Here is a 26,176-nt window from a genome sequence, read left to right as displayed (position 1 = left end):
CTGTGGCGGAATGGGCTTGGACTATAATTGCCCGCATCCGCAAACCTTGCGCAACCATGAGTACCCGTTTTGACTGCCAATTCTCCTGCCTTGCCTAAGTGGCTCACAAAGTGTCTCACCCGCCGCAACGCCATCCGCGCCCTGGCCGCAAGCGGCATCGCCGCCGCCGTGGGCGCCGCCCTGCTGGGCGGCTACATGGTGCTGTTCATTGCCCCCAAGCTGCCTGCGCTGGATGCCGTTACCGACTACCGGCCCAAGATCCCGCTGCGCATCTACACGGCGGACAATGCGCTGATCGGCGAGTTCGGCGAGGAGCACCGCGACTTCGTGGCCATCAAGGACGTGCCGGAGATGATGAAGAAGGCCATCCTCGCCATCGAGGACAAGCGCTTCTACGACCACGGCGGCATAGACTGGATACGCGCGCTGGGCGCAGTCAAGTCCAATCTGCGCGGCAGCTTCCGCCAGGGCGGCTCCACCATCACCATGCAGGTGGCGCGCAACTTCTTCCTCACCCGCGACAAGACGCCGGCCCGCAAAATGACCGAAGTCATGCTGGCCTACCGCATCGAAGCGGCCCTGAGCAAGGACCAGATCCTGGAGCTGTACCTGAACCAGATCTACCTGGGCCAGCGCTCCTACGGTTTCGCCAGCGCCGCGCAGGCCTACTTCAGCAAGCCGCTCAAGGAACTATCCATCGCCGAAATGGCGATGCTGGCCGGCCTGCCGCAAAACCCCGCGCGCCACAACCCGGTGGCCAATCCCAAGCGCGCGCGCCTGCGCCAGCACCTGGTGTTGAAGAGCATGCGCAGCCAGGACGTCATCACCGAAACGCAGTACCAGCAAGCGCTGAAAGAGACTCTGCACGTCAGCAACAAGGGGCAGGAGTTCGACACCCACGCCGAATACGCGGCCGAGCTGGCGCGCCAGGCGGTGTATGAGCAGTACAAGGAAGAGTCGTATTCGCGCGGCATCAGCGTCTATACCACCATCCTGAAGGCGGACCAGGACGCGGCCTACGAGTCGGTGCGCCGCAATGTGCTGAACTACGACCAGCGCCACGGCTACCGTGGCCCGGAAGCCTTTATCGACTTGCCTTCCGACCCGGAAGACCGCGAGGACGCCATCGACGAGGCGCTGCAGAAGCGCCGCAGCAGCGACCGCCTGATCCCGGCCGTGGTGCTGGCCGCGTCGGCCAGGAGCGTGACGGTAGAGACCATAGACGGCGAAGAGGTGGAGATCACCGGCGACGGCCTGAAGCTGGCCGCGCCTGGGCTGAGCGAGAACGCCAAGCCCGGCCTGAAACTGCGTCCCGGCGCCATTATCCGCGTCTCGCAGGGCGACAAGAAGCGCTGGGCCATCACGCAGGTGCCGCAAGTGGCGGCGGCCTTCGTGTCCATGGATTCGGCCACCGGCGCCTACCACGCCATGGTGGGCGGCTTCGACTTCAACCTGCACAAGTTCAATCACGTGACGCAGGCATGGCGCCAGCCCGGCTCCTCCATCAAGCCTTTCGTCTACTCGTCGGCGCTGGAAAAGGGCTATTACCCCGGCACCCTGATCAACGACGTCAAACTGTCCGAGACCGGCGTGGACAGCGGCGGCTGGGATCCGCAGAACGACGACAACGTCTACGACGGCCCCATCTCCATGCATGTGTCGCTGGCCAAGTCCAAGAACGTGACCTCGGTGCGCCTGCTGCGCGCGGTGGGCGTGCCGTATGCGCACGGCTTCCTCGAAAAATTCGGCTTCACCCCGGCCAAGCACCCAACCAACCTGACCATGACGCTGGGTACGGGCGCGGTCACGCCGCAGCAGATGGCGGGCGCCTACTCGGTGTTCGCCAACGGCGGCTACCAGGTGCAGCCCTACCTGATCGCCCGCATCGTGGACGGCAACGGCAAGGTGCTGTCCGAGACCAAGCCGCAGCAGGCCGCGCAGGAAAGCAACCGCGTGCTCGACCCGCGCAACGTCTTCATCACCGACTCCATGCTGCGCGAAGTGGTACGCAGCGGCACCGGCGCGCAAGCAGGCGCGCGCCTGGGCCGCCCCGACCTGGCCGGCAAGACCGGCACCACCAGCGACGCGGTGGACGGCTGGTTCGCCGGCTACGGCGGCGGCGTGGTCGGCGTGGCGTGGATGGGCTACGACGATCCGAAATCGCTGGGCGGGCGAGAATTCGGCGCCACCCTGGCCATGCCGATCTGGATAGACTACATGCGCGTGGCGCTGCAAAAAGCGCCGCCGCGCGAACGCCCGGTGCCGGAAGGCGTGGTGCAGGCGGAAGACGGTTCATGGATGTACGCCGAATACATCAACGACGCCTCGGTGCGCAGCATCGACCTGAACGCACAGCCGGCGCCGGCGCAGCCACAGGAGCCCGGGGCAATAAACGTCCAACCCACCACGCCGTAGGGCGGGTTAGGCGCGGGCGCGCCGCAACCCGCCAACACCAAGCTCAACAATGCTACACTCTTGCCAATTCAATATCACGGCTATCCGGGTGTGCAAGCATGGCGATGTCACGACTCAGCGTTACGATTACCGCGCCCATCGTGCTGATTTCGGCGCTGGCCATCGGCCTGACGGTTTTCCTCAACGTGGGAAAGCTGGACCGCACGCTGGGCGAACTGGAAGACTCGCGGCTGCGCTTCACCATCAACGTGCTGCGCCAGAACCTGGAGACGGGGCTAGACCTGGGCCTGCCGGTGCGCGGCCTGGGCAACGCGCAAGCGGCCATCGACTTCGAAACGCGGCAAGACCCGGACATCGTGGCCATCGTCGTCAAGGACGAGCGCGGACGCCCCGCCTTCACCACCGGCCGCCCCGCTGAACGCAACAGCGTCACCGTCAGCACGCCGCTGTCCAACAACCTGGGCGTGACGGTGGGCGCCATCGAACTGCACTATTCCCGGCGCGGGCACGACCAGTTCGTGGCCGGCATTTCGCGCCAGCTGCTGCTGGCGGGGCTGGTGGCCACCGCTTTGTCCACGCTGCTGGCGGTGCTGGGCACGCGGCTGTGGGTGCGGCGCATAGGCCGCACGCTGGGCAGCATGGAACACGCGCTGGACGCCAGCGCGCCGCCGGTGGCGCGGCCGGACCGGCACGCAGCCGCGCTGGCGGAACTGGCTGCGCACAGCGCCGGCCAGGCCTTGCGGGAGCTTGAGCAGGCGCAGCACGCCATCACCAGCAAGGACGTGGCGGGGGAAAAGCTATGAGCCTGGCCGCGCCGCTCACCGTGGCCCACGAGGAGCGCCTCTACACGCGCCCCGTGCGGCGCCTGTTCGTGTTCACGCTGGCGCTGCTGCTGGCGGTGCAGCTGGCGCTGTCGCTGTATGCGTGGTCGCTGTCCGAGCGCGCGCTGCTGCCGGAGTTCGGCCGCAAGGCGCAAACCACCGGCACGGCGCTGGCGGCGCAACTGGCGCGCGCGCTGGACTACGGCATCCCGCTGCAGCGACTGGAAGGTGTGCCGGAATTCTTTGCCGACGTGCTGAAGCAGAATCGCGACCTGGCCTATCTGCGCATCGTGGACGGCAGCGGCAAGGCACTGTTTGGCAGCACGCAGGCCGAGAGCAGCGCACCGGAGCAGTTCCTGGATACGGCGCTGCCGCTGATGCACAAGGGACAGGCGGTGGGCCGGCTGCATGTGGGTGTGGACAAGAACTACATCGCCGCGCGCGTGCGCGAGCTGCGCTACGACATCGGCATTGTGCTCATCACCAGCCTGCTGATTGCTTTCGAAATCCTGTGGTTCGTGGTGACGCTCACCTTCACCGCGCCCATGCGCCAGATCCTCGGGCTGATGACCAGCATGGCGGCGGGCGACTTCCGCCAGCGCGCCGCGCCGGAAGCCGGCGCCGCCATCGCCGTCCGCCTGCACACGCTCAGCGCACGCATCAACCACGGCTTCGGAGAACTGGTGCGCAGCGCAGCAGCGCTGCGCCAGACCAGCCCGCAGCAGGCGGCGCATGCCGAGCCGCTATTGCAGCGGCTGCGTCAGGCTTACTCCTTCGGCGACGCCGCCGCCGATCCCGCCCAGGCGCCGCGCATCGTGCTGGTGCGCGTGCTCAGCTTCCTGTTCATGTTTGCCGAAATGCTGTCCCGCCCCTTCCTGCCGGTGTACGCGGCATCGCTGCCGGCCGGCGCGGCCGCCGGGTCCCTGCACGCCAGCCTGCCGGTCACCGCCTTCCTGCTCGGCGTGGCGCTGAGCATGCCCTTTGCCGGCCGCTGGTCGGACCGGATGGGGCGGCGCAGCAGCTATATCGCCGGCGCGCTGGCCGTCATGGCGGGACTGGCCGTCACAGGGCTGGTGCCGGATTACTACGCCCTCGTCGTCGCGCGCGCACTCACCGGCGTGGGCTACGCCATCATGTTCATGGCCTGCCAGGGCTTCGTGTTCGACAACACGGACAGCAGCAACCGGGGCAAAGGCATGGCGCTGTTCGTGGGCGCCATCATGGTGGCCGAGATCTGCGCACCCGCCGTGGGCGGCATCCTGGCGGACAGGGTCGGCTACCGCATGGTGTTCCTGCTGGGCGCGGCCGTGGCGCTGGTGGCGGCCGCCATCGCGGCGGCGGTGCTGAGCAAGGGCGTGCCGGCGGGCGTTCAGCAGACGCCGGCACGGCAGCCCCAGTCCCAGCCGCCGCAGGCTTCGCTTCTGGCGCGGCTGGTGCGGAACCGGCGCTTCCTGGCGTTGTCCATCCTGTCCGGCGTGCCCGCCAAGTTCCTGTACTCCGGCTTCCTTATCTTCCTGGTGCCGGTGCTGCTGTCCGGCCTGGGTTTGTCCAAGTCGGAAATCGGCCGCTACACCATGCTGTACGGCCTGAGTTCCCTGGCCCTGGCGCCGCTGTTCGCGCACCTGGCCGACCGCTACAACGCCTACGCGCCGCTGGTGGCGGCCGGGGGCGTGCTGACCGGCCTGGGATTGCTGCCGGTGGCATGGGGAGCCAGCGGGGAGCTGGTCATGCTGGGCATAGGCGCGCTGGGTGTCGGCCAGTCCATGAGCATCTCCGCCCAGCTGGTGCTGGTGGCGCGCGTGACGGCGCAGGAAGCGCAGGACGCGGGCACCGGCCCCATCGTCGGCCTGTTCCGGCTGCTCGAGCGCCTGGGTGCGGCGGCCGGGCCGGTGGCCACCGGCGCGCTGGCGGCGCGCTACGGCGCCGCCCACGCCATGGCCTTCCTCGGCGTGTTCGCGCTGGGCGCCTCGCTGCTGTTCTCGCTGGTCTTCGCTCTGGCCAGCCGCGCGGCCGGAAAACCGGCCGGCCCGCCGGCGGAGGCATCGGCATGAGGCGGCGTTCCATTTGCGGCGCGGCGGCCGCACTGGCCCTGGGCTGCGCCCTGCCGCGCGCGCTGGCGCAAAGCGCGCAAGCGGCGCCGCGCCCGCCGCGCATCTACATGATACTGTTCCGCGGCGAGACCGCCGTGGAAAAAGGGTTCCGCGACTACTTCGCCGTGAACGGCATGCCGGTGGAGCTGATCGTGCGCGACGTGGCGCTGGACGTGGGCAAGGTGCCGCAGCTGATCGCCGAAGCGCGCGCCATGAAGGTGGACCTGATCTACACCTGGGGCACGCCCATCACGCTGGCGGTGGCGGGCAAACAGGGCGCGGTCGATCCAACCCGCCACGTCACCGACATCCCGGTGGTGTTCACCATGGTGGCCTCGCCGCAGGGTTCGGGGCTGGTCAAGTCGCTGGTCTCGTCGGGCCGCAACATCACCGGCGCCTGCCACGTGGTGCCGCCCAGCCAGCAGCTCAGCGCCATCCGCGCCTACCGCCATTTCGACCGCCTGGCCATTATCTACAACCCGGCCGAACCGAACTCCGTGCAGAACGTGAAGGACTTGCGCGCGGTGGCCGCCAGCGAGCGCTTCCAGCTGCTGGAGCGCCCGGTGCCGCTGGACGCCAAAGGCCAGCCGCTGGCGTCCGAACTGCCCGCCATGGTGGCGGAACTGGCGCAGCAGCGCGTGCAGCTGCTCTACATCGGACCGGACAGCTTCCTGGCCGCCAACCGCAAGCTGCTGACCGAAGCCGCGCTGGAGCAGCGCCTGCCCGCCTTCTCCGCCACCGAGATCGCCGTGCGCGAAGGCAAAGCGCTGTTTGGCCTGGTGTCCGGCTACGAAAGCGTGGGCCGGCTCACGGCCCACAAGGCGGAACAGATCCTGCGCCAGCACATGGCGCCTGCCGCCATACCGATTGAAACGCTGGCGCGTTTCTCCTACCTGGTAAACATGCCTGTAGCCGCCCAGCTCGACCTCTACCCGCCGCTCAAGGTGCTCAACTACGCGGAGCTGCTGAAATGACTTCCTGCTCGAACGATCCGCAATTCCGCTGGCAGCAGATGCGCCAGGACGAGGCGGCCGAGGTACACCAGCTGCACCTTGGCGTGCTGGCGCAGATGCCCGCCGGCCTGGTGCGGCCCGATGAACTGAGCCACTTCGAACAGCACGCGCAGGCCCAGGGCCGCATCCTGTGCTGCCGCGCGGACGGAGAGCTGGTGGCCTACGGCGTGCTGGGGATGGACTCGCACACGGTGGACCACATGGCCGAGCTGCTGCATGCCGGCCCGGCCGGGCGCGCGCGCATGTGCGTGCTGGACGGCGCCGCCTCGCTGCCCGAATGGCGCGGGCGCAGGCTGCATTGCGCGGCCATCGAAGAACGCATGGCGCTGGGCCGGGAGCTGGGCCGCACGCTGGTGGTGGCCACGGTGGCGCCGGAAAACATGCGCAGCCTGCGCGGGCTCACGCTCGAGGGTTTCTGCGTATCCGGCTACGCCATCGTCTACGGCGGCCTGGCCCGGCTGCTGGTGCAGCGCGACCTGCTGCAGCCGCAGGCGCCCTGGATCGCCTGCCGCCGCGTGGCCCATGGCGACCACGCAGGCCACCAGCGCGCGCTGGCGGACGGCCTGCGCGGCTTCCAATGCTGGCAGGACGAGAACAATCACTGGTCCGTGGAATACGGCGTGCAGGCCTCAGGCTAGCGGCACGCTCTGCTCAAAGCGGAACAGATTGTGCGGGTCCACGCGGCGCTTCACTTCCGACAGCCGCTTCAGGTTCGTGCCGTAGTAAGCCTGCGCCCAGTTCTTCAGGTCGCGGTTGGGGAAGTTGACGTAGGACTCGGGCTGCAGGAAACGCTGCATGTCGTCGTAATAGTCCTTCAGCCAGGCGCGCTGGCGCTGCACCGTCTCCGGCTTGTCGATCGGCCCCCACGAAGCTTCCATTTCGAAGATGTAGTTGGAATCGCGGTGCACATAGGCCGTGGCGTTGCTCGGCACCTCCTTCACCTTGCCGCCGATGGCGAACAGGATGCCCATATTCTCCTGCAGCAGCGAGCCGCCCGGCCAGCGCGTCATCCAGTTCAGCATATTGTCCAGCGCCGCCTCGCTCAGCTCCTTGTGCACGAAGCTGCAGCGGATGTCGTACAGGCCGTTCGGATCGTCGGTCAGCAGGTAGTCGCGGCCGCGCCAGTAATCGACTTCATAGATGTCGGCAATCTGCGGCACGGCGACGGCGTACAGCGGCGCCAGCATCTCGCGCAGCTCTTTTTCGCCGCCCCAGAACTGGCCCAGCGTTTCCACGTACAGGCTGTCGCGCGAAGGACGCGGGCCGGCGGCCAAGGGCAGCGCCTTGCTGCGCGTGGAAATCCGGGTTGGGTGCGCCAGCTGCAAGGCCTGCAAGGCGCGCAGCAATTCGATCTGCTTGCCCGGCGCCCACGTCAGGTTGAAGGTGGTGACCGTGCCCACCGGGTGCACATTAAAGGTAAAGCCGGTATGGACGCCGAAGTTGCCGCCGCCGCCGCCGCGCACCGCCCAGAAAAGTTCACTGTCGCTATTGGCGTCGATGCGGCGGGATGCAGCGCTGGCGACCACCAGCTCGGTGCCGACCAGGCTGTCGCAGGTCAGGCCCCTGTGCGTGGCGGCAAAGCCCCAGCCGCCGCCCAGCACCAGGCCGCTGGTGCCCACCGTGGGGCAGCGCCCCGAAGGAATGGCCACGCCGTAATTGCGCAGCGCCGCCGCCACGTCGTTATTGTTGGCGCCGCCCTGCACCCACGCGGTCTGGTTCTTCAGGTCCAGCTTCACGTTGTTCATGGCTTTCACGTCGATCAGCAAACCGGCCGTGGTGGAGAAGCCCGCGTAATTGTGGCCGCCGGAGCGGATGGCGAAAGGCATGCGCGTGTCGCCTGCCAGGCGGATGCAGCGCTGCACATCGGCCTCGGTGGCGCACATGGCCACAGCCTGCGGCTGCACGCCGGCCCAGCGCGCGTTGTTCGGCCAGGCGGCCAGCGCAAAGCCATCTTCGCCCGGCAGTATCAAGCGTCCCTCAAAGTCCCGCGCCAGGGAGCGCAGGCCGTGCGGCCCCAGCTTCAGCGCAGGCTTGGCCAGTACCGCCGCCGGCGCCAGGCCCAGTGCTGCGGCGCCTAAAGCGCCTGCCTGCAGAAAGCCGCGGCGCGTGTTCACGATTTCATTCGTCATCCTGTTGATTTTCCTTTGATTGATGTCCAAGTTTACCTCTCTGCTTCTCCCGCTCCCGCTGCCGCAGCACGTCTATCATGACGTTGAAGGTGCGCGCCAACCGGCCGATTTCATCGGTGCTGGTGACCTTGATGCTGGCGCGGTCGTAGTCGCCGTCCTTGAGCGCATTGGCCGCTTCCGTCAGCCGCACCACGGGACGCGTAATGCTGCGCGCGAACAGCACCGCCAGGATCAGGAACACCAGGCCCACAGCGGCCACGCTGTACAGCACATTGACGAACAGGCGCTGCAGGGGCTCCTCGAAGCGCGTGCGCGACTCGGTCACGCCCACCACCCAGTTGTGGCCCTGCACCGGCGCGTAGCCCGCGTGTTCGTCCACGCCGCTCAGCGTGGAGTGGTAGCTGATATTGCCCGCCGTCCTGGCGCCTATCAGCACCTTGGCCAGCTCCGGCATGTCCACGCTTTCTATGCGGTGGCGGCGGAAGCGCTGGTCGGCCACGATGCGGCCCAGCGTGGCCTTGGGCAGCGGCGCCAGGCTGCGGTACAGCTGGTTCTGGTCCGGGTAGTGCACCAGGATGCCGTCGCCGTCTATCATGAAGGGCACGCGCTTGCCGTTCCCGCCAGCGCCGGCATCGTTGAGGATGGACGATATCGTGCCGCCCTTGATGCGCAACACCACCACGCCTATCACCTTGTTCGCGTTGTCGAACACCGGGTTTGCGTAGTACACGCCGGGCTTGCCCGCCGTGGAGCCGATAATCACGCCGGTCATGAAAGGATGGCCCTTCATGGCCTCCTGGAAGTACTCGCGGAACTTGAAGTTCACGCCCGCCACGCCAGGCTCGCTGGACACCAGCGCCGTGCCTTCGCTGTTCATCAGGAAGATCAGGTGCGCGTCCGGATTGGTCTTGATCAGGTTGGCCAGCTTGGCGCTCACCACTTCCCGCTTCGCATCGCTGGGCGCGCGCAGGTAGTCGATAAAGGCGGAATCGGTCGCCAGGTAGCTGGCCTGGTAGCGGCTGTCCAGTATCAGCTGCGAGATGCGGCCCGCCGTCGCTTGCGCCAGGCTCTCCAGGTTGCGCAGCTCGCTGGCCGACACGGCGGCCACCGAACCGTTCAGGTTGTAGTAGGCGGTAATCGTCATGGGCAGCAGCGCGGCCAGCATCATGGCGATGGTCATCTTCACCACCAGCGGCCACGAGGATGGCCGCCAGATGGCCTTGCCCAGCTTGCGCACGCCTTTCGTCAGCCGCCGCTGGCCTTCCAGGTCGCCCACGCGCAGCGCCTCCTGCAAGCCCAGGCTGCCGGCGTGCGAGGCGAACAGGCTTTGCGAGAGCTCCGCGATGCTTTGCGGACGCTGCTTGGGATCGACCACCAGCGCCCAGTCCACCGCCATCAGGAATTCTTCGCTGTAGCGGCCCTTGCCCGCCTGCGTGGCGGGAATGTATTCGGCCACGCCGCTCTGGCGTTCCGGCGCGGGCGCTGGCTTGGCGCCGGTGATCATCCAGTACAGCGTGGCGCCGATGGCGTAGATATCGGTCCACGGCCCCTGTTCGCCGCCCTGGTACTGCTCCAGCGGCGCGTAGCCGGGCGTGACCACGTCGGCCATGGTTTGCAGGCCGCCCACGGTCTGGCGCGCGGCGCCGAAGTCGAGCAGCACCCAGCTGCCGTCTTCCTTGCGCACGTAGATGTTATCCGGCTTGATGTCGCGGTGGAGGTAGCCCGACTCGTGCACCAGCGACAGGCCGTCCAGCAGCGGCTGCACCAGCGACAGCAACTGCTGCTCGCCCATGTTCTTCTGCTTGTCCCACCACTGCTTGAGCGGCTGGCCGCGCTCGTATTCAAGCACCATGTAGGCGGTGCGGTGCGCCTCGAAGAAGCGCGCCACCCGCACGATGTTGGAGTGCCGGAAGGTGGCCAGGGTGCGCGCTTCGACCAGGAAGCATTCCAGGCCGTTCAGGTAGAAGTCGTTATCTTCGGGCCAGCGCGGCGAGACCGACTTGTCGCTGGCGCGGGTGGCGAAATCGGCCGGCAGATACTCCTTGATGGCCACGCGCACGTTCAGGTTCACGTCCGTGGCCAGATAGGTGATGCCGAAGCCGCCCTGCCCCAGCACCGCGTCGATGCGATATTCAAACAACTCGAAACCCGGCGCCAGGGCCAGCGGCGTGGAAATGCCGGGCGCAATGGAGCGGTTGGGCGCGGCGGGCAAAGCCGGCAGCTGCGAGCGCACCGGCTGCGAAGGCGGCTGCGAGCGGCCCAGCGTGGGCGTGGTGGGCTGGGTGTGCGAGGGCTGCCCGGCATCCGCGTGGGCAGGCGTGGCTTCCCCGCCGCGCTGGCGCGCCGGTTCGCGCGTGCCGTCGGGACGGTAGTGCGGCACGGGGATGGTGGCGTCATCGTCATGCGCGTACTGCGCGCTGTGCGGGCGCGGGACAGTGATGTCGGCCTGGCCGTCGCGCGCGGCCAGCTGGTCCGTCGCTGCGCGGGCCGTCATTTCCTGCACGTCGCGCATGCGCCGTTCAACCGCCACCACGGCTTCCAGCGCAGCCACGCGCCGCGCCAGGATGGCCGCGCGCGCCTCGGCGGCGGCGTTGCGGCCTTCATTGGCCGTTCCCTCCGCTCCGTCCGCTCCGTGCTGCTGCCCGCGCTGTTCGCTATCGTCCATGCATCATCCCGCCATTCATTTTTCACCACGTGGCGCCATAGAGCGCATTGCGCATGCTAGCATGCAGTTATGGCCTTTGTGACAAAGGCCTGGAGACAATTTCTACTACTGGAGACACCTTGGGCAATTGGAAGCAATTATCACCGTCGGCGCTGCACCGCCTCGACCTGGGCCTGGCCTACGGCCTGACCGATGTTGGCACCGTGCGCGAGTCCAACCAGGATAATTTCTTCATCGCTCCCGAACTTGGCCTGGTGGTCGTGGCCGACGGCATGGGCGGCCACGAGGCGGGCGAAATCGCCAGCGCGGACGCCATCCGGCTGCTGCACAGCTTCCTGCGCGCATCGCACGGCGACCAGCAGTCCTCGCCCGGCGACGCCAGCGACGCCACCGTGCCCGCCTTCCACGCCAGCGCCTTCGATCCGGTGCAGGCCGACCCCGACGCCACCTGGACCGACGCCACCATGCGCGCCATGATCACGCTGCACGACGCGGTGGAATTCGCCAACGAGCGCATGTACCAGACCAACAGCGCCAACGACCAGGCCGACGGCGCGGGCATGGGCACCACGCTGACCGGCATGTGGCAGGTGGCGCAGGACGGGCCGGTGTTCATCTTCCACATCGGCGACAGCCGCCTGTACTGCTTCCGCAATGGCCGCCTGAACCAGCTCACGCGCGACCAGACCTTGTACCAGCAGGCGCTGGAGGCGGGCATGGCGGAGCCGCTCCCGGCGCGCAACCTGCTGCTCCAGGCGCTCGGCCCGGCGCCGCTGATCAAGCCGGACCTGCAGACGCAGGCCGTGTCGCCGGGCGACGTCTACATGCTGTGCAGCGACGGCCTGTATGGCAACTCGCCGCCGGAAGCCATCGCCGCCATCCTGGCCCGGGTGCGCGACGACAACCTGGCCGAGTGCTGCGCCGAACTGGTCGCCATGGCCAAGCGCGACGGCAGCCGGGACAACATCACCGCAGTGATCGTGCGCTGCAAGGACGCGTGATAGCGGCGGGCTACGGCGCCTTGCGCCTAACCCGCCCTTGTATTATTCCATCTGCCCCGAAAACGGAACGTCGGGGCAGAGCAACTGGATGCCGTACCCGCCCTTGGTCGCCAAGACCGTGATGTAGATTTCGCAGCAGTTGCTCTTATTCCATTAAAGATCGAACAGTATCTTTGGCCCGGCGTGCCGTGAGCCCGCATTTGCAAGGTTGATCAGGAGAAGAGTAATGTTGTGTCTTGGTATAGATGTCGCCAAATTGAAGGTCGATTGCGCACTGCGCCTGGAAACGGGCAAACACCGTGCGAAAGTTGTAGAAAACACCCAGGCTGGCTTTGCCAAACTGGAAGCGTGGCTGCAGAGTCATACGGACGGGTTGCCCCATATCTGCATGGAGGCCACTGGCGTCTATTGGGAGGCGATCGCGGAGTTCTTTGCCCGTCGGGGCTACCGCGTCAGTGTCGTCAATCCGGCCCAGATCAAGGCGTTTTCCCAGGCGCAGCTGGTGCGCACCAAGACCGACCAGGTCGACGCCAAGGTCATTGCCGAGTTCTGCGCCAAGCATGGTCCGGAAGCATGGCAGCCGCCGCCGCTGAGCGAACAGGAATTGAAAGCGATGGTGCTGCGCCTGGATGCGCTGCTGGCCATGCAGACGCAGGAAACGAACCGCCTGGACGTGGCGCGCGAATCGGTCCGGGCCGATATCGAACAGCATATTGCCTGGCTCGGCGAGCAGATTAAACAGCTGCGCAAGCGCGTACGTGATCACATCAACGACGATCCCGACATGCGCGGCAGACGCGACTTACTCGATACCATTCCCGGTGTCGGGGACAATACCATTGCGTTACTGCTGGCCTATGGCATGCATGCCGGGCGCTTCGACAACGGTCGGCAGGCTGCCGCCTTTGCAGGCCTCGATCCGCGCCAACATGAGTCCGGATCAAGCGTGAAGCAGCGGCCCCGGATGTCCAAGATCGGCCACGCGCATCTGCGCAAAAATCTGTACATGCCGGCTATGGTGGCGCTGTACCGCACCGACTGGGGGCGCCAGTTCCGCACCCGCCTACAAGCAGCAGGCAAGCCGGCCAAGCTGGTGATCGGCGCCATGATGCGCAAGCTCGTCCACGTTGCTTTCGGCGTCTTAAAATCTGGCAAACCATTCAATCAGGAGCTTCAAAACGCTTGACCGGCATAACAGTATCTACGCACCAATACAGTCCCGGGCCTTGTAGGGCGGGTTAGGCCGGAGGCCGTAACCCGCCAGGCGGTCACGCGCCCCATCCGCTCTGCAGCCACGTCCCCGCCAGCATCCCCGCAAAAGCCGCCGGCGCAGGCAAGCCCCGGCACAGCAGCAAGCTCGGTTCCACCTCGGCCGAACCGTCGGTCCACCAGATACTCTGCCCGCGCAGCGCCGCTGCGGCCAGCGCCGGAACCTGCGCCGCCACGGCATCCAGCGATGCGAGCGGCAAGCGGCAACCCACGCCTCCCTGCTGTCCGGCCAGCGGCGCATCGCTCAGCGGCGGCATGGCCTGCAGCAAGCCATCGAACGGCTCCAGCTGGAAGCGTTCCTCCAGCGATGACAAGGCCAGCGCCTCCAGCTGGTCGAACCATGGCTTGCCGTTCGCCACCCAATCCAGCAGCCCCCCGCCGCCCGGCGCACCGGCCGCTATGGTGAGCGGAAAGTGCCGCCCCACGCGGTCCACGCTGGGCATCAGCACGCCGGCCCAGGCATTGCGGTCGCACACGCCCGGCGCCAGCGCAAAGCGCCAGATCGGGCTCGTCAGATAGGTTTGCAGCCAGCGCGCGCCCAGCGCCTCGCGGCTGCCCTGCATGGACGCCTGCAGCCACGCGTCCCACACGCCCAGCAGGGGCGGCGGCAAGCGGCGCGAAACGAAGTCGCCATGCGTGCTCACTTTGCCGAAGAATCCCGGCGCCAGTTCCGGCTCTTCCATTACAGCGACTCCAGGCAGCGGAACTGCTCCACGCCGTCGCGCTTGAACGGATTGTTCACGCTGTTGGCTGTCAGTTCGTAGATAATCTTGCGGCCTTCCAGGTCGAAGGTCAGCTTGTAGCGTTCGCCCTGAGCGGAAGGCTCCAGCATGGCTTTGTCCAGCATGCGGAACCAGGCCCACGCGCCCTCGGTGCGCAGCTCCGCCGTGGTGGCGGGCGCCACCTCGAAGCGCACCGCGTTCACGCCTTTGCCGCTCGGGATCTGGAAGCTCGCCGCGCCCTGCTGCGTCTTCGGCGCGAACGCCAGCTGCTGGCCGTCGACGTCCAGCAGCACGCGGGTCAGCGCGGCGTCCGCCGCCAGCGGCTTCAGGTCGAAGCGCACGGAAGGCTGCTTGCCGCCGTTGCCGAAGAACTTGTCGCGTATCTGCGCGGCGCGCTGGAATTCGTTCAGCACTTCCTGGCTGATGCCAAGATCCATATTGTTCACCATGCGCCAGCGCCATTGCGCGCCGCTGGTGTCGACGTAGTTGACCAGGTGCTTCTGGAAGAATTCATCGGCCAGGCCGCCGGGGCCGAAGAAGCGGCCGAAGTCGTCCGGCGTGGCTTCCTGCACGGCCTTGCGAACCAGCGGGTAGCGGCCTGCGATGGCGGCGCGGCAGAACAGCGCAGGGCCGGTCTTCCACAACGCGTCCAGGCGGTCGCGCTCCGTGCCCAGCGTGAGGCCAGAACCGGCCGTGTTCACATTGCGCACCAGCGCGCCCAGCGGCGCCGGCAAGCCGTCCGCCTCGCGCTTCAGGCGCGCCAGCGCGTCGGCCGGCGGCGCGGGCTGGCCGGCGGCGCGCGCGGCGCTGGCCGCGTCCAGGTAGACCGCCACGTCCTTCAACTTGAGCAGCACGCCGTCCAGGCCCGAGGCCCCGCCTGCGCCGCCGGCCGCACCGCCTGCAACGCCCGCCCCCGCCTCCACCATCTTGTGCAGCGGAGCGAAATGGATATCGACCGGATTCACGGGCCGCACGTCGGCCGGCAGCACGTCCTGCGTGCCGTCGCTGAGGGCGGACTCCAGGCGCCGCTTGGCCGCGTCGCTGAGCTGCTTGACGGTGTCGGTGGCCGCGTCCACGCTGGACTTGGCGGTTTTCAGCTTGTCGAGCCGCGTCTGTTTCGCGGCCGCCTGCAGGAATTTGCGCAGCGGCGACTCCTGGCTGCTCACGCTGTTGATCACGCGCGCCGCCTGGTCCAGGGACGTGAACGGCACCAGCGTCACGTCCGCCAGCAAGCCGTCCCACAGGCGGATGTACTCCTCGAAATACATCTGCTGGACCACGGCCTTCATCTGCGCCGCGCTCTCAAGGCTGTCCACCGCTTCGCGCTGGTCCAGCACCCAGCTGTCCTTGACCACGTCGGCAATGGCGCCGTCTATCTGCTCGGTGAATTTCTTGTAGCCGGCCAGCGTGAACGGACCAGCGATGCCGCGCGTGAGCGGCAGGCCGCTTTGCCGCTCCAGCACCACGCCCGCGTCCCGTCCAGCGGCGGCGGTCACGTCGAAGTCCGGCACATTGGCGGCGGCCAGCCCGCGCTTCAAGCGGGTGTAGACCCGTTCGCCCATCGGCAGCTTGGCCAGGCTGAGGCGAACCTGCGCGATCAGCGCCCTGTTCAGCTGCGGCGGCGCCTCGGCCTGGCTGGACGGCGCCAGCATGGCCGCCACGTGCTGCGACAGATCCTGGCGCTGCAGTTCGTTCGCCTCCGGCAGGTTGCGGCTCCAGTCGTAGTCCAGCCAGGCACGCACGGCCGGCGCGTCCAGGTGGTTGCGCTCGCCCAGCATGATGTAGACGCGCAGCAGCTCGTACAGGTATTCGGGATTGTTGGCGGTGCCGCGCCGCAGCTGGGTCTCCATCTGCTCCAGGATGCGCGGCATCAGCGCCTCGCGCAGCACGCGCTGGTAGGCGCCCTGCGCACCTTCGCCCAGTTTGCCGCCCTGGTACAGGCCCAGCCCCATCAACAGCGGCACTTCCTCGCCCTGGCTGCGGTAACCGCCCGGGATGTCGCGCAAGGCGTTCAGCAGCGGCAGCGCAGCAACCGGCGACGGATCTTTCGGCAAGGCCCGCGCCAGCTTGTCGATCTCTTGGCTGCGCGCGGCCACGTCGTTCACGTAATTCTGGTTGCGCACATAGCTCGTGACCAGGCCCGCCGTCACCAGCACCAGCACGGCGGCCGTCAGCGCGTAGGCGCCCCATTGCAGCCAGCGCCGGTTGCGCTCCAGGCGCAGATTGGCGCCCGCCAGTTCGCTCTCCTGGAACACCACGTCGCGCAGCAGCCGCGTGATGAAGTAGCTGCGCCCGCCGAAGGCGTTCGCCGGCAGCACTTTGCGGTCCAGGCCAAAACTGGCGGCCAGCGTGGACATCACGCGGTCGATCGGGCTGCCCTCCTGGGTGCCGCTGGTGAAGTACACGCCGCGCACCAGCGCCGCTTCCTCGTAGGAGGTGGATTCAAAGACGTCGGTCAGGAAGGATTCCAGCACGTCGCCGATGGCGGCGAACTGCTGCGGGAAGTTGTACATCAGCGCGCGGCGCTGGATGTCGCGCTCCTGCTGCATGCGCTCGAACAGGCGCGCCTGCAACTGCGCCTGCAGCGCGTCGAACTCGGCTGGGAAGGCTTTCAGGCCGGCGTCCGCCTGCTCGGCAGAAGCCAACGGGAAGGTCACGCCCCAGACCTGGGTGCGCTCCTCGCGCCCCAGGTTGTCGAAGAACTCGACAAAGCCGGCCAGCAGATCGCACTTGGTGACGATGACGTAGACCGGGAAGCGGATGCCCAGTTCCTCGTGCAGCTCCTTGATGCGCGCGCGTATCGCCAGCGCCTGCACGCGGCGCTGGCCTTCGCCTTGCTGCAGCAGGTCCGCCACGCTGAGCGCCACGATCACGCCGTTGATGGGGCGGCGGCGGCGGTGCTTGCGCAGCAGCTGCAAAAAGCCCTTCCACGCGGCCTGGTCCACTTCGGTGTAGCTGTCCTGCGTGGTGTAGCGGCCCGCCGTGTCGAGCAGCACCGCCTCGTCGGTAAACCACCAGTCGCAGTTGCGAGTGCCGCCCACGCCGCCGATGGCGCCTTTGCCGTGCGTCTCGGACAGCGGGAACTTCAGGCCGGAATGTACTAGCGCAGTGGTCTTGCCGCTGCCGGGCGCGCCAACAAACATGTACCAAGGCAGCTGGTACAAGCCGCCGCCGTTGCCGAATCCGCTGCCTGCCTTCGATTTGCGCAGCACCGCCATGGCTTCCTGCAGGCGCTTGGCCAGCAGCGCCATTTCAGCCGCGCTTTCCTTCTGCCCCGGCACCACGGCGGGCGCGGAATCCGGATCGCCGGCCACGCTTTTCATCAGGCGGCGCTCGGCCAGCCTTGCGCGCAGCAGCTTCCATCCAAAATAGATGGCCCAGGCCAGGAACATCAGGCCGATAAAGAACCAGCGCACGCCGGTGGAGGCGAACGGCTCCTTACCGTCGAAGGCCAGCAGCGGCGCCTCGAACCAGAAGATCAACGACAGCAGCAGCACGCCGAAAAAAGCCAGCACGGGCGGCTTGATGAACCAGTTGAAGAAGCGTTTGATCATGGGGTCGGTACTGGGGTCAGCACAATAATCACTACGCGGCGGTTGCGCGCGCGGTTGGCGGCGCTGTCATTGGGCACCAGCGGTTCGGTCTCGCCGCGCCCTTCCACGGTATAGCGCGCTGCGGGACCGGCCTGTTTGGCCAGCAGCTCCACCACGGTGGCGGCGCGGCCCTTGGACAACGCCCAATTGGAAGGATAGCGCGCCGATCCGCCGGGCACGTCGTCCGTGTGGCCGATGACGATGACCTTGCCGGGCACCGGCTTGAGCGCTTCGCCTATGCGCCGCAGCAGGCCGTCGTAGGACGGCAGCACTTCGGCGCTGCCGGATTTGAACACGCCGTCGCCGTGCAGCACGATGGTGGAGCGGTCCGGCGTTTCCGTCACGCTCACCAGGCCGCGCTCGATTTCGGGCGCCAGGAAGCGGGCCACGCGCACCGGCGGATTGGCCATGGGTGGCGCCGGCGGCACAGGGGCCACCAGGCGGATGCGCTGCAAGGCGGCGTACACGGGGTCTGAATGGCGGTTCAGCAGGAAGCTGAAGCCGAGATGAATGCACAGCAGGACCAGGCCAGCAACGGCGGCGATCACCCAGACGGGAATCAGGCGCAGCAGGCCGGGGCGTTTTTCGTTCGAGCCTTTCCAGCGCAGCGACAGGTCCGGTTCGAAGGGGCCGCGCTCTTTCTGGATCAGCTGCTGCAGCCGCTCGCGCAGCACGTCGAGCTGGACGCGGCCGCCGTCCATTACGCGGTAACGTCCTTCCAGTCCCAGCGCCAGGCACAGATACATCAGCTCCAGCACGTGCAGGTTGGCGCGCGGCTGCTGGCTGAGCTTTTGCAGGATGAGGAAGAATTTCTCGCCGCCGAAGGCCTCGTTGTGAAAGGCCACCAGCAGGCTGCGGCTGGCCCACACGCCGCTGCCGCCCCATGGGGTGCTGGAGATGGTCTCGTCCAGGAAGGTGCACAGCGAGTAGCGCGCCACGGCAATGGCCTCCTGCGCGCAGCCCGCGTTCCTGGCGTCGATCTCGAATTTTTTGATGGCGGCCACCAGCTGGCTGCGCAGCCCTTCCACGCTGGGGTGCGTGGCCATGATGCGCAGCGGGACCACCAGGTCCAGCAAGGCGTTGGCGGCGCCGACCAGCGGGTTGACGCCATTCAGGTGGGCGCGCGGCGCGGCCGTCAGCGGGGCCAGCGCGGCGTCGTAGTTTACATGGCCGGCGGCGCGTTCGGCGCCGTAGCTGTTCGCAGCGGCTGCCGCGCCCAGGCCGGGTCCGGGCCAGGCTGCCGCCGCAGGCTCGCCGCCAGCGGCGCCGCCCATGCCGTCGCCGCCGCCAGGCGGAGGGCTGGCCGGGAAAGCGCCGGCTGCCCCCGCAGGCGGGACGCCTGCATCGCCGCCCAGTCCCAGTCCCGGTACGGGCGCGGGTGCACCGCGCCGTCCGCCGGGCTTGGGGACCAGGATGGTGCGGTCGGAGTCTGGCAAATCGTCCTGGCTCATCTTCGCTTACTTCCGGATGGCCCAGAACTCCATCTGCAGGCCGGGGAAGTCGCCCGCCACGTGCATGGCGAAACCGGCGGAAGTGGCCAGGTGCTGCCAGTACTCGCTGCCCTTGTCCAGCTCAAAGTAGGTATGGCCCGCGTGGAACGGCAGCTGGCGCGGCGCAACCGGCAGGGGGCGCAGCGCAATGCCGGGCAGCTGCAGATTCACCAGGTCGCGGATTTTCTCGACCGAGCCTATCTTCACCTGGCGCGGGAAGCTGCTGCGCACCGTTTCGGGCGGCATGTGGGCGTTCACCATCAACACGAAGGTGGCGGACTTCAGCAGTTCCGGATCGCGCATCACCGCCACGCGGATGCCGAACTGGCGCTCCTCCAGCGGAATTGGAATGGCGTGCGTATCGAGCACCATGGACAGCGACTGGCGCAAGTCCTCCATCACCGGCAGGAAGGTCTCGCGCAGCTGGTCGTGGCGGTACACCGGATACTGGATGGCGCGCTTGTTGTTCGGGCTGAAGGTGGCCAGCTCACCGGCCAGCTGCACGGCCTCGCGGTAGTAGTCTTCGGGATGCAGGCCCGTCATCGTGGCCAGATGCGCGAACAGCGGCTCGGCGCGGTTCACCAGTTGCAGCAGCAGGAAGTCCGCAATCTCGGCCGCGCCGGCGGCGCCGGGCTGGGACAGGCGGTTTCCGAGCGCGTCGCCGCGCTGGTGCAGCAGCCCCACCACTTCGTCCGCAAAACCACCGAGGCGCGGCGCAACGCGGAAGTCCAGGCACGGCGGGCAGAATTCGGGGTCCAGCACCACGCGGTTGTCCGGCCGCCGTTCGATCACGCGCGCCACGGCGATACAGGCGTAGGCGTTGGCGACGTCCGATTCCAGCGCCAACCGCAGGCGCAGGCGCCCCACCTGCATCAGCGCGCTGTTGTCGATGCCGTTGCTGTCCCAGGCTTCGTGGTCCACGGCGCCGTGGCGGGCAAAATTGTCCGGCGCCGGGCTGTCGCCGGTTTCCGGTATGCCGGGCCGGCGCAGCGGCAGCGCCAGCACGATCACCGCGTTGCGCGCGTCTTCCGGTATGTCCAGCGGCAGCGGCAGGTCGTCGTCCGCCGGCAGGATGAATGGCGTGCCGTCCGGCAGCACCGCGCTGCACGACAACAGCGCCAGCTTGCCCAGCGCAAGCTGCTGCTCGTCTATCTTCAGCGAAGAAAAGCCCCAGGAATAAGGCCGCAACCTGGCCACCCGGCTTTCGAGCTGGGTTTGCAGGTAGCGGTCGTGCTGCTGCAAGTGCTGCGGTTGCAGCAGCATGCCTTCGGACCAGATGACTTTACGGTTCCACGCCATGATGTCTCACTCGATAGGATTATTTGCGGTGCAGCCGGCCGATCTGGTCTTCATAGGCGGCAGAGAATTTTTCGCCGAACAGGTGCTGGAAATCATCGTCCGCTTCGCGCAGGATGTCTTCGTGCAGCGCCACCATGCGGTCCCAGAGGCGGGCCTTGCGGGTGGTTGCCATCATCTTGTCCATCACGCCTTCCGGCTCCTTGGCCTCGATCAGCGCGGGGTTGAAGCGCGCCAGCACGCCGTCCAGCGCCGCGCGCATGCCGGCGATGACGGCCAGTTCGTGGGCTTTCAGGTCTTCAAAGGCGCTGCCGATGGACTTCACCGGCGGCATGTAGCCGGACAAGGTGTTGGTCAGCATTTGGGACAGCGCGCTTTCGGCGTCCGGGAAGAATTTCAATGGGTTGTTGGCTTGCGCACCCAGCACCGTCATTTCAAGGCGGCTTTCGCGCTTGGTCATGGCGCGCGCCATCAGCACGGCCATGGTGCCGGAGGTCGCCTCGCGCAGCATGGCGCCCACCAGTTCAGCCGTTTCGGCCGGGGACTTCGTGGTGCGCAGGCCGGTCAGGCCCAGGCCGCGCAGCAGCGCCTGAATCACTTCCTCGCCGCCCTGGGCCGCACCCACCTGCGCCGCCGCACCGCCGGGAGCGGCGTGGCTTTGCTGCGGCGGCAGCGCGTAAGCGATGGGCGCGGCGGGCTGCGGCACATATGGCGCGGCCGGCGCCTGCACGCGCGGCGGCAGGAAATCGGCCAGGGGGTCGTAGTCGTCCGGTATCAGCATGGCAGGTGCAGGCGCAGCGGGCGCTGGCGGCTGCGGTGCGGCGCGCACGGTCAGCACTGTCGGCTCGGGCGCATGGGCATAGGGCTGCGCTGGGGCGCCGTATGCCGGGCTGGCCCACTGCGGGACGGGTTCCGGGGCTGGCGGCTGCGGCTGCGGCTGCGCCATCGGCATCCACTGCGGCGGCGCGTGGTCCGCCTCCGAGCCACGGAAGGCCACAGGCGCCGCGGCCTGGGCGGCGTTGGCGTCGCTCAGCATATTCAGGCCGAGCGGATCGTTGGCGGACGGCGTGGCCAGCGGATCATGTCCGCCGCTCAGTTCCAGTATCTTCACGCCGGCCAGCGTGTCACGCATCTCGTCAAAGGATTTGCCCTCGTAGGGCGACGCCGCCACCGCTGGCTGGGCCTGGAAAGGCAAGGCGTCCGAGGTCTCGGGCTGGAACACGGGTATGGCCGGCGCGGCGGCGCCCTCGCCCACCTGCACTTCCAGCACGTAGTCGCCTATCAGCAGCCGGTCGCCGTCGGCCAGCACGGCGCTCTTGCCTGTGCCTACCGGACGGTCGTTGATCCAGCTTGGATTGGCGCCCAGGTCCATCAGCGTGTACTGGCCGCCCGCGAAATCGATCTTGCTGTGGTTGCGCGAGATGTATTTGCCCGGATCGGGCAGCTCCAGGTCGTTGCCTGCGGCACGGCCTATGGTGCCGCCCAATTGATCGAAGCGGCGCTCAACGGGCGCAGCCGGAGCTTGCTTTCTGTATGACTGGATCCGCAGGGTTAAGTACATCGGCTCACTATCGCTGCTAAGAGGCTGCTAATTGAAATCAAAGGGCACGGCGCGGATCATTATACGGTTGCTATTGCGTAAAACACAATCACCCCGGTCAGTTGATCTTCACGAGCGCGCCGCCTATGGTCATGATGCCGCCCGCCTTGAGCGTGGCCATGCCGTCGGCCTGCACCGTCACATCCGGCGACTTGATGGTGATCTTGGCCGGTTCCATCTTGATGCTGGTGCCGCCCACCTTCAGCTCTATCGACGTGGTGGCCTCGATTACGATGGTCTTCGACACCGTCACTTTCTGGTCGCCCTTGATGGCCGTGGTCTGGTTGCCGCCCACGTCCAGCTTGCGGTCCACCGCGATCTTCATGGTCTGGTTGTTGTCGACCTTGAGCGTCTGGTCGTTGGTCACGGTGATGATCTGGTCGTGGTCCACCGTCACCGTGTGGTCGTTCACCACGTGCTCCTTGTGGTCGTGTCCCACGTCCAGGCTGCGGTCGTTCTTGATCTGTATGGTCTGGTCGCCCTTGTCCTTCTTCTCGAAGCCGACCTTCAGCGTGTCGTTGTTTTTCACCACGCGGTTGAAGTCCTTCTCGGCCTGGACGTAGATCTCCTCGGCGTCCTTCTTGTCCTCGAAGCGGATCTCGTTGTAGCCGCCCCCGCCCTTGCTGGTATTGGTCTTGACGGTGGACTTGGTCTGCTCGCCCGGCAGCGCATACGGCGGCATGGCGTCGCTGTTGTAGACGCAGCCGGTGACCAGTGGCCGGTCCGGATCGCCTTCCAGGAAGCTCACCACCACCTCCATGCCGATGCGCGGAATGAACACGCTGCCCCAGCCCGCGCCGGCCCAGCTTTGCTGCACGCGCACCCAGCAGGAACTGAGCTCGTCTTCCTTGCCCTCGCGGTCCCAGTGGAACTGCACCTTCACGCGGCCATATTTGTCGGTCCAGATCTCCTCACCCGCCTTGCCCACCACCATGGCGGTCTGCGGCCCCTGCACCACCGGCTTGGCGATGGTGCGCGGTGCGCGGTAGCTGTGTTCCTTGCCGATGGCGTTGAACACGCAGCGGAAGTCCAGCGGCGTGTCGCCGCCGGTGGCGTAGTCGTCGCCGACGATCTCATACTGCGCGCCGGTGACCAGGAATTCGCGGTTCTGGTCCGCGCGCGGATGGTGCACCAGCTTGAACAGGCCGCCCGGGAACAGGCCGCGCGCATTGGTGTCGGCGGAGATCTCCTCGCACTGCCCGTGCAGGCCCTCCATGCGCCCGCGCGCCAGCGTGGTGCCCGTGGCCGCCACGTTGTACAGGCCGGGATAGTCGTACATCTCGTAAGCCTGCTGGTCAAAGGCCGCCGCGATGGTGGACTTTACTTTCAGGCCGCCGCTGTTGCTGGCGGCGGCTTTTTCAAAATCGAAATCGTTCAGCGCATAGCTGCTGGCCTGGATCGCGCCGGCCGCAGCCCAGCCGTACACGGCCTCCTGGTCCACGATGCGGCGGCCCGCCTCGCCGGAAAACTCCACGCTGGCGTAGCCGGGCAGGCTCTGGTGGGCGCTGTAGGAGTCGGCCAGCACCATGGTGTGCTTGCTGGCGTCGTGCGTGAAGTAGAAATAGATGCCCTCGTTCTGCAGCAGGCGGCAGACAAAATTGAAGTCCGTCTCGCGGTACTGCACGCAATACGTCATGGCCTCATAAGTGCCGCTCAGCGCGGATACGTTCAGGTCGATGGCGCCGCCGTAGGCCGCGTCCTGGCACACCGCCTTGACGATGTCGAGGACGTTCTTCTCCTGGAAAATGCGGCAGTTGGAAGAGCGCGTCAGCAGCCACAGGCCGGGGTGGACGGTGGCCTCGTAGCGCGCCAGGCTGCCATGCCAGCCGGTGCAGGCGAAGCGCGTGACAATGCCGTGAAAGTGCCGCACGCCGTCGGCCATGTCCACATGCACGCCCAGCGGCTTGCCCAGCACATCGGCGATCTTCACGTCCGGCTTGGTGCTCAATAGCTGCACACGGAATTCGGACAACTGCCCCAGCCGCTCGCTGCCGCTCATGCGGTCGAACAGCAGCACATCGGTTCCCAGGGGACTGGTGACGTTTACTTCTCGGTTGGCTTGCGTAACTGGCATACGGGTTCCGGTCCGGAATCAGGGGATCATGGTTTTGGTGGTGCCCGCCTGGCTGAAGGCGATCACGCCGCCCCAGTTGCACATGCACTTGCAGAGGTTGTCCAGCGCCGGCATATTCGCAATCAGCACCGTCGGTGCGCCCGGCACCCAGGGTGCGGACGTCATCGGTATGCAGGGCATGGGCGTAAGCACGCCCAACGCCGCGGCGGTAGCGGCGGCCACGGTCGGATTGGCCATCGAACTGCACACGCCGAAAGGCATGATATTGACCATGGGCTTATGATCCATGATATTGGCGGCCGGCGGCCCTTCGGCCATGACCTTGTTCGCGGGAAGCACCACCAGCGTCGACGGCGCAGCGCCGAACGTGCAAGTCATCATCGCCCCCATCACAACCTGATTTGGCATATCCCCTCCTGGACCTATTATGACCGAAAAAACTGTCTTAAAGGTAAGGTTTTAGGATAAGCTCCACAACACCACCACGTATCGACGAGGGACAGTCATGGCCACATCGCTGACATTCGAATTCGGATTTGCCGCCGCCGGCCCCCAGGAGGCCGGAGAGGACGGGCAGCCCATGCGCATCTTGGTGATGGGGGATTTCAGCGGCCGCGCCGGAAGGCCCATGGCTGCGGGCATAGGCGCGGCGCGGCGAGTCGATATCGACAATTTCGACCACCTGCTGGCACAGCTCGCGCCCAGCGTGCAAGTCACACTGGACGGCGCCGTCAACACCTTCCAGTTTCGCGAGCTGGATGATTTCCATCCCGACCAGCTGTATCAAAAATCAGACGCATTTGCAGCGCTGCGCACGCAGCGCCAGCAGCTGCGCAATCCCGCCACCTTCGCTGCCGCCTCCGCCGCGCTGCAATCAGCCGCCGGCTCAGCAGCGCCGCCCGCATCTGCTCAAGCTCCCCAGCCAGCCGCCAGCGACTTCGCCAGCCTGCTCGGCGGCCAGGTGCGCCAGCCAGCCGCGCCGGCAAGCGGCCTGCCGGATATCGACCAGCTGATACGCCGCATCGCCGGCGCCATGCCGCCCGGCCCAGACCCGCGCCAGCCCGAATACGTGGCCGCGCTGGATGGCGTGATCGCCCAGCGCATGCGCGCCGTGCTGCATGCGCCGCAATTCCAGGCGCTGGAAGCCAACTGGCGCGGCCTGCGCCAGATCGTCACCGGCCTGGAACTGGGCCAGGACTTGCAGCTCTACATAATGGACGCGGACAAAGCCGCCTTGCAGGCCGATATCGACACGGCCGACGGCGCCCTGGAAACCAGCACGCTGCACAAGCTGCTGGTCGAGCAGCCGCGCATGGGCGCCGATGCCGCGCCCTGGTCCGTGCTGTGCGGCGCCTACAGCTTCGGCCCCGGCGAAGCGGACGTGGGCCTGCTGGCCGCCCTGGGCGCGCTGGCCGCCCGCGCGCAAGCGCCCTTCCTGGCCGACGCCAGCGCCGCGCTGGCGGGCGCCACCTCGCTGGCCGACCAGCCCGACGCCGCGAGCTGGCAAGAGCTGGACGCCGCCGGCGAAGCGCGCTGGCAAGCGCTGCGCGCAACGCCGCAGGCGAGCTGGCTGGGCCTGGTCCTCCCGCGCGTGCTGCTGCGCCTCCCCTACGGCAAAGCCACCGACCGCACCGACCAGTTCGAGTTCGAAGAAGCGGACGCGGACCACGAGCATGAGGACTACCTGTGGGGCCACGCCTCCCTGGCCTGCGCCTTGCTGCTTGGCCGCGCCTTCGAGGACAGCGCCTGGGACATGTCGCCCGGCGACGCGCTGGACCTGGACGACCTGCCCGCCCACACCGTGCGCCGCGACGGCCAGGCCCATATGCAGGCCTGCGCCGAAGCCTTCCTTTCCGAGCGGGCCGGAACCGTGCTGCTCGAGCGCGGCCTGATGCCGCTGCTCAGCTTCAAGAACCGCAATGCCGCGCGCCTGCTGCGCAGCCAGTCCATCTCCCACCCCGCCCGGGCACTCTCCGGCGCATGGAATTCCTGAGTCAG

Annotated in this window: 17 protein-coding genes; 8 read left to right on the top strand and 9 right to left on the bottom strand. The window is 67.2% G+C overall.

Going from position 1 to position 26,176, the window contains the following annotated elements; translation table 11 throughout:
• The first annotated feature begins 69 nt into the window (after positions 1-69).
• From KT882_RS15155 to KT882_RS15135, 5 genes are all read left to right on the top strand, one after another.
• Positions 70-2,415 carry a penicillin-binding protein 1A gene (locus KT882_RS15155; RefSeq protein ID WP_228896499.1) on the top strand — a complete coding sequence of 782 codons (2,346 nt, stop codon included), beginning with the start codon at positions 70-72 and terminating at the stop codon, positions 2,413-2,415.
• 98 nt (positions 2,416-2,513) lie between these two features.
• The gene (locus KT882_RS15150) at positions 2,514-3,218 is read left to right on the top strand and encodes a hypothetical protein (protein ID WP_161074821.1); all 705 of its coding nucleotides are present in this window, start codon (positions 2,514-2,516) and stop codon (positions 3,216-3,218) included.
• Positions 3,215-5,287, top strand: coding sequence for an MFS transporter (locus tag KT882_RS15145; RefSeq protein WP_161074822.1), 2,073 nt, complete (start codon positions 3,215-3,217; stop codon positions 5,285-5,287). The genes KT882_RS15150 and KT882_RS15145 overlap by 4 nt, the downstream gene beginning before the upstream one ends.
• Positions 5,284-6,300 (top strand): ABC transporter substrate-binding protein, encoded by a 1,017-nt coding sequence (locus tag KT882_RS15140; RefSeq protein ID WP_228896497.1) that lies wholly within the window; start codon positions 5,284-5,286, stop codon positions 6,298-6,300. The genes KT882_RS15145 and KT882_RS15140 overlap by 4 nt, the downstream gene beginning before the upstream one ends.
• Positions 6,297-6,977 (top strand): hypothetical protein, encoded by a 681-nt coding sequence (locus KT882_RS15135; RefSeq protein ID WP_161074824.1) that lies wholly within the window; start codon positions 6,297-6,299, stop codon positions 6,975-6,977. The genes KT882_RS15140 and KT882_RS15135 overlap by 4 nt, the downstream gene beginning before the upstream one ends.
• On the opposite strand, the gene KT882_RS15130 is transcribed toward KT882_RS15135, so the two are convergent.
• Both KT882_RS15130 and KT882_RS15125 read right to left on the bottom strand, forming a co-directional pair.
• Complete coding sequence (locus tag KT882_RS15130; RefSeq protein WP_161074825.1) at positions 6,969-8,468, bottom strand: FAD-binding oxidoreductase; 1,500 nt, start codon at positions 8,466-8,468, stop codon at positions 6,969-6,971. The genes KT882_RS15135 and KT882_RS15130 overlap by 9 nt on opposite strands.
• Entirely contained in the window at positions 8,458-11,133 is a 2,676-nt protein-coding gene (locus KT882_RS15125; RefSeq protein WP_228896494.1) for a protein kinase domain-containing protein, read from the bottom strand. The genes KT882_RS15130 and KT882_RS15125 overlap by 11 nt, the downstream gene beginning before the upstream one ends.
• Positions 11,134-11,252: 119 nt before the next feature.
• On the opposite strand from KT882_RS15125, the gene KT882_RS15120 reads away from it, so the two are divergent.
• Together KT882_RS15120 and KT882_RS15115 are read left to right on the top strand one after the other, a co-directional pair.
• Positions 11,253-12,134, top strand: coding sequence for a PP2C family protein-serine/threonine phosphatase (locus tag KT882_RS15120; RefSeq protein WP_223149397.1), 882 nt, complete (start codon positions 11,253-11,255; stop codon positions 12,132-12,134).
• Positions 12,135-12,360: 226 nt separating this feature from the next.
• Positions 12,361-13,320 carry an IS110 family RNA-guided transposase gene (locus KT882_RS15115; RefSeq protein ID WP_228892791.1) on the top strand — a complete coding sequence of 320 codons (960 nt, stop codon included), beginning with the start codon at positions 12,361-12,363 and terminating at the stop codon, positions 13,318-13,320.
• 82 nt (positions 13,321-13,402) lie between these two features.
• Here KT882_RS15115 and tagF read toward each other — a convergent pair whose 3' ends face one another.
• From tagF to KT882_RS15080, 7 genes are all read right to left on the bottom strand, one after another.
• Complete coding sequence (gene tagF, locus KT882_RS15110; RefSeq protein WP_161074828.1) at positions 13,403-14,086, bottom strand: type VI secretion system-associated protein TagF; 684 nt, start codon at positions 14,084-14,086, stop codon at positions 13,403-13,405.
• Complete coding sequence (gene tssM, locus KT882_RS15105) at positions 14,086-17,679, bottom strand: type VI secretion system membrane subunit TssM (RefSeq protein WP_228896492.1); 3,594 nt, start codon at positions 17,677-17,679, stop codon at positions 14,086-14,088. Before tssM ends, tagF begins: the two co-directional genes overlap by 1 nt.
• Complete coding sequence (gene icmH / locus KT882_RS15100) at positions 17,676-19,169, bottom strand: type IVB secretion system protein IcmH/DotU (protein WP_228896490.1); 1,494 nt, start codon at positions 19,167-19,169, stop codon at positions 17,676-17,678. The genes tssM and icmH overlap by 4 nt, the downstream gene beginning before the upstream one ends.
• A gap of 6 nt (positions 19,170-19,175) precedes the next feature.
• Positions 19,176-20,507: a type VI secretion system baseplate subunit TssK gene (gene tssK, locus KT882_RS15095; protein WP_161075290.1), complete on the bottom strand. Its 1,332-nt coding sequence runs from the start codon at positions 20,505-20,507 to the stop codon at positions 19,176-19,178.
• Between the two features lie 19 nt (positions 20,508-20,526).
• Positions 20,527-22,065 carry a type VI secretion system-associated FHA domain protein TagH gene (gene tagH / locus KT882_RS15090; protein ID WP_228896488.1) on the bottom strand — a complete coding sequence of 513 codons (1,539 nt, stop codon included), beginning with the start codon at positions 22,063-22,065 and terminating at the stop codon, positions 20,527-20,529.
• A gap of 97 nt (positions 22,066-22,162) precedes the next feature.
• On the bottom strand, positions 22,163-24,178 hold the full coding sequence (locus KT882_RS15085) for a type VI secretion system Vgr family protein (protein WP_161075292.1): 2,016 nt from the start codon (positions 24,176-24,178) through the stop codon (positions 22,163-22,165).
• Between the two features lie 18 nt (positions 24,179-24,196).
• Positions 24,197-24,586, bottom strand: coding sequence for a DUF4280 domain-containing protein (locus tag KT882_RS15080; RefSeq protein ID WP_161075293.1), 390 nt, complete (start codon positions 24,584-24,586; stop codon positions 24,197-24,199).
• A 97-nt stretch (positions 24,587-24,683) separates the two neighbouring features.
• Here KT882_RS15080 and KT882_RS15075 point away from each other — a divergent pair, with 97 nt between their 5' ends.
• Entirely contained in the window at positions 24,684-26,171 is a 1,488-nt protein-coding gene (locus tag KT882_RS15075; protein ID WP_228896486.1) for a type VI secretion system contractile sheath domain-containing protein, read from the top strand.
• Positions 26,172-26,176 lie beyond the last annotated feature (5 nt).

The organism is Pseudoduganella aquatica, from assembly GCF_020865585.1.
GTDB lineage: Bacteria > Pseudomonadota > Gammaproteobacteria > Burkholderiales > Burkholderiaceae_D > Rugamonas > Rugamonas aquatica_A.
This window is presented reverse-complemented; position numbering and strand designations above follow the sequence as displayed.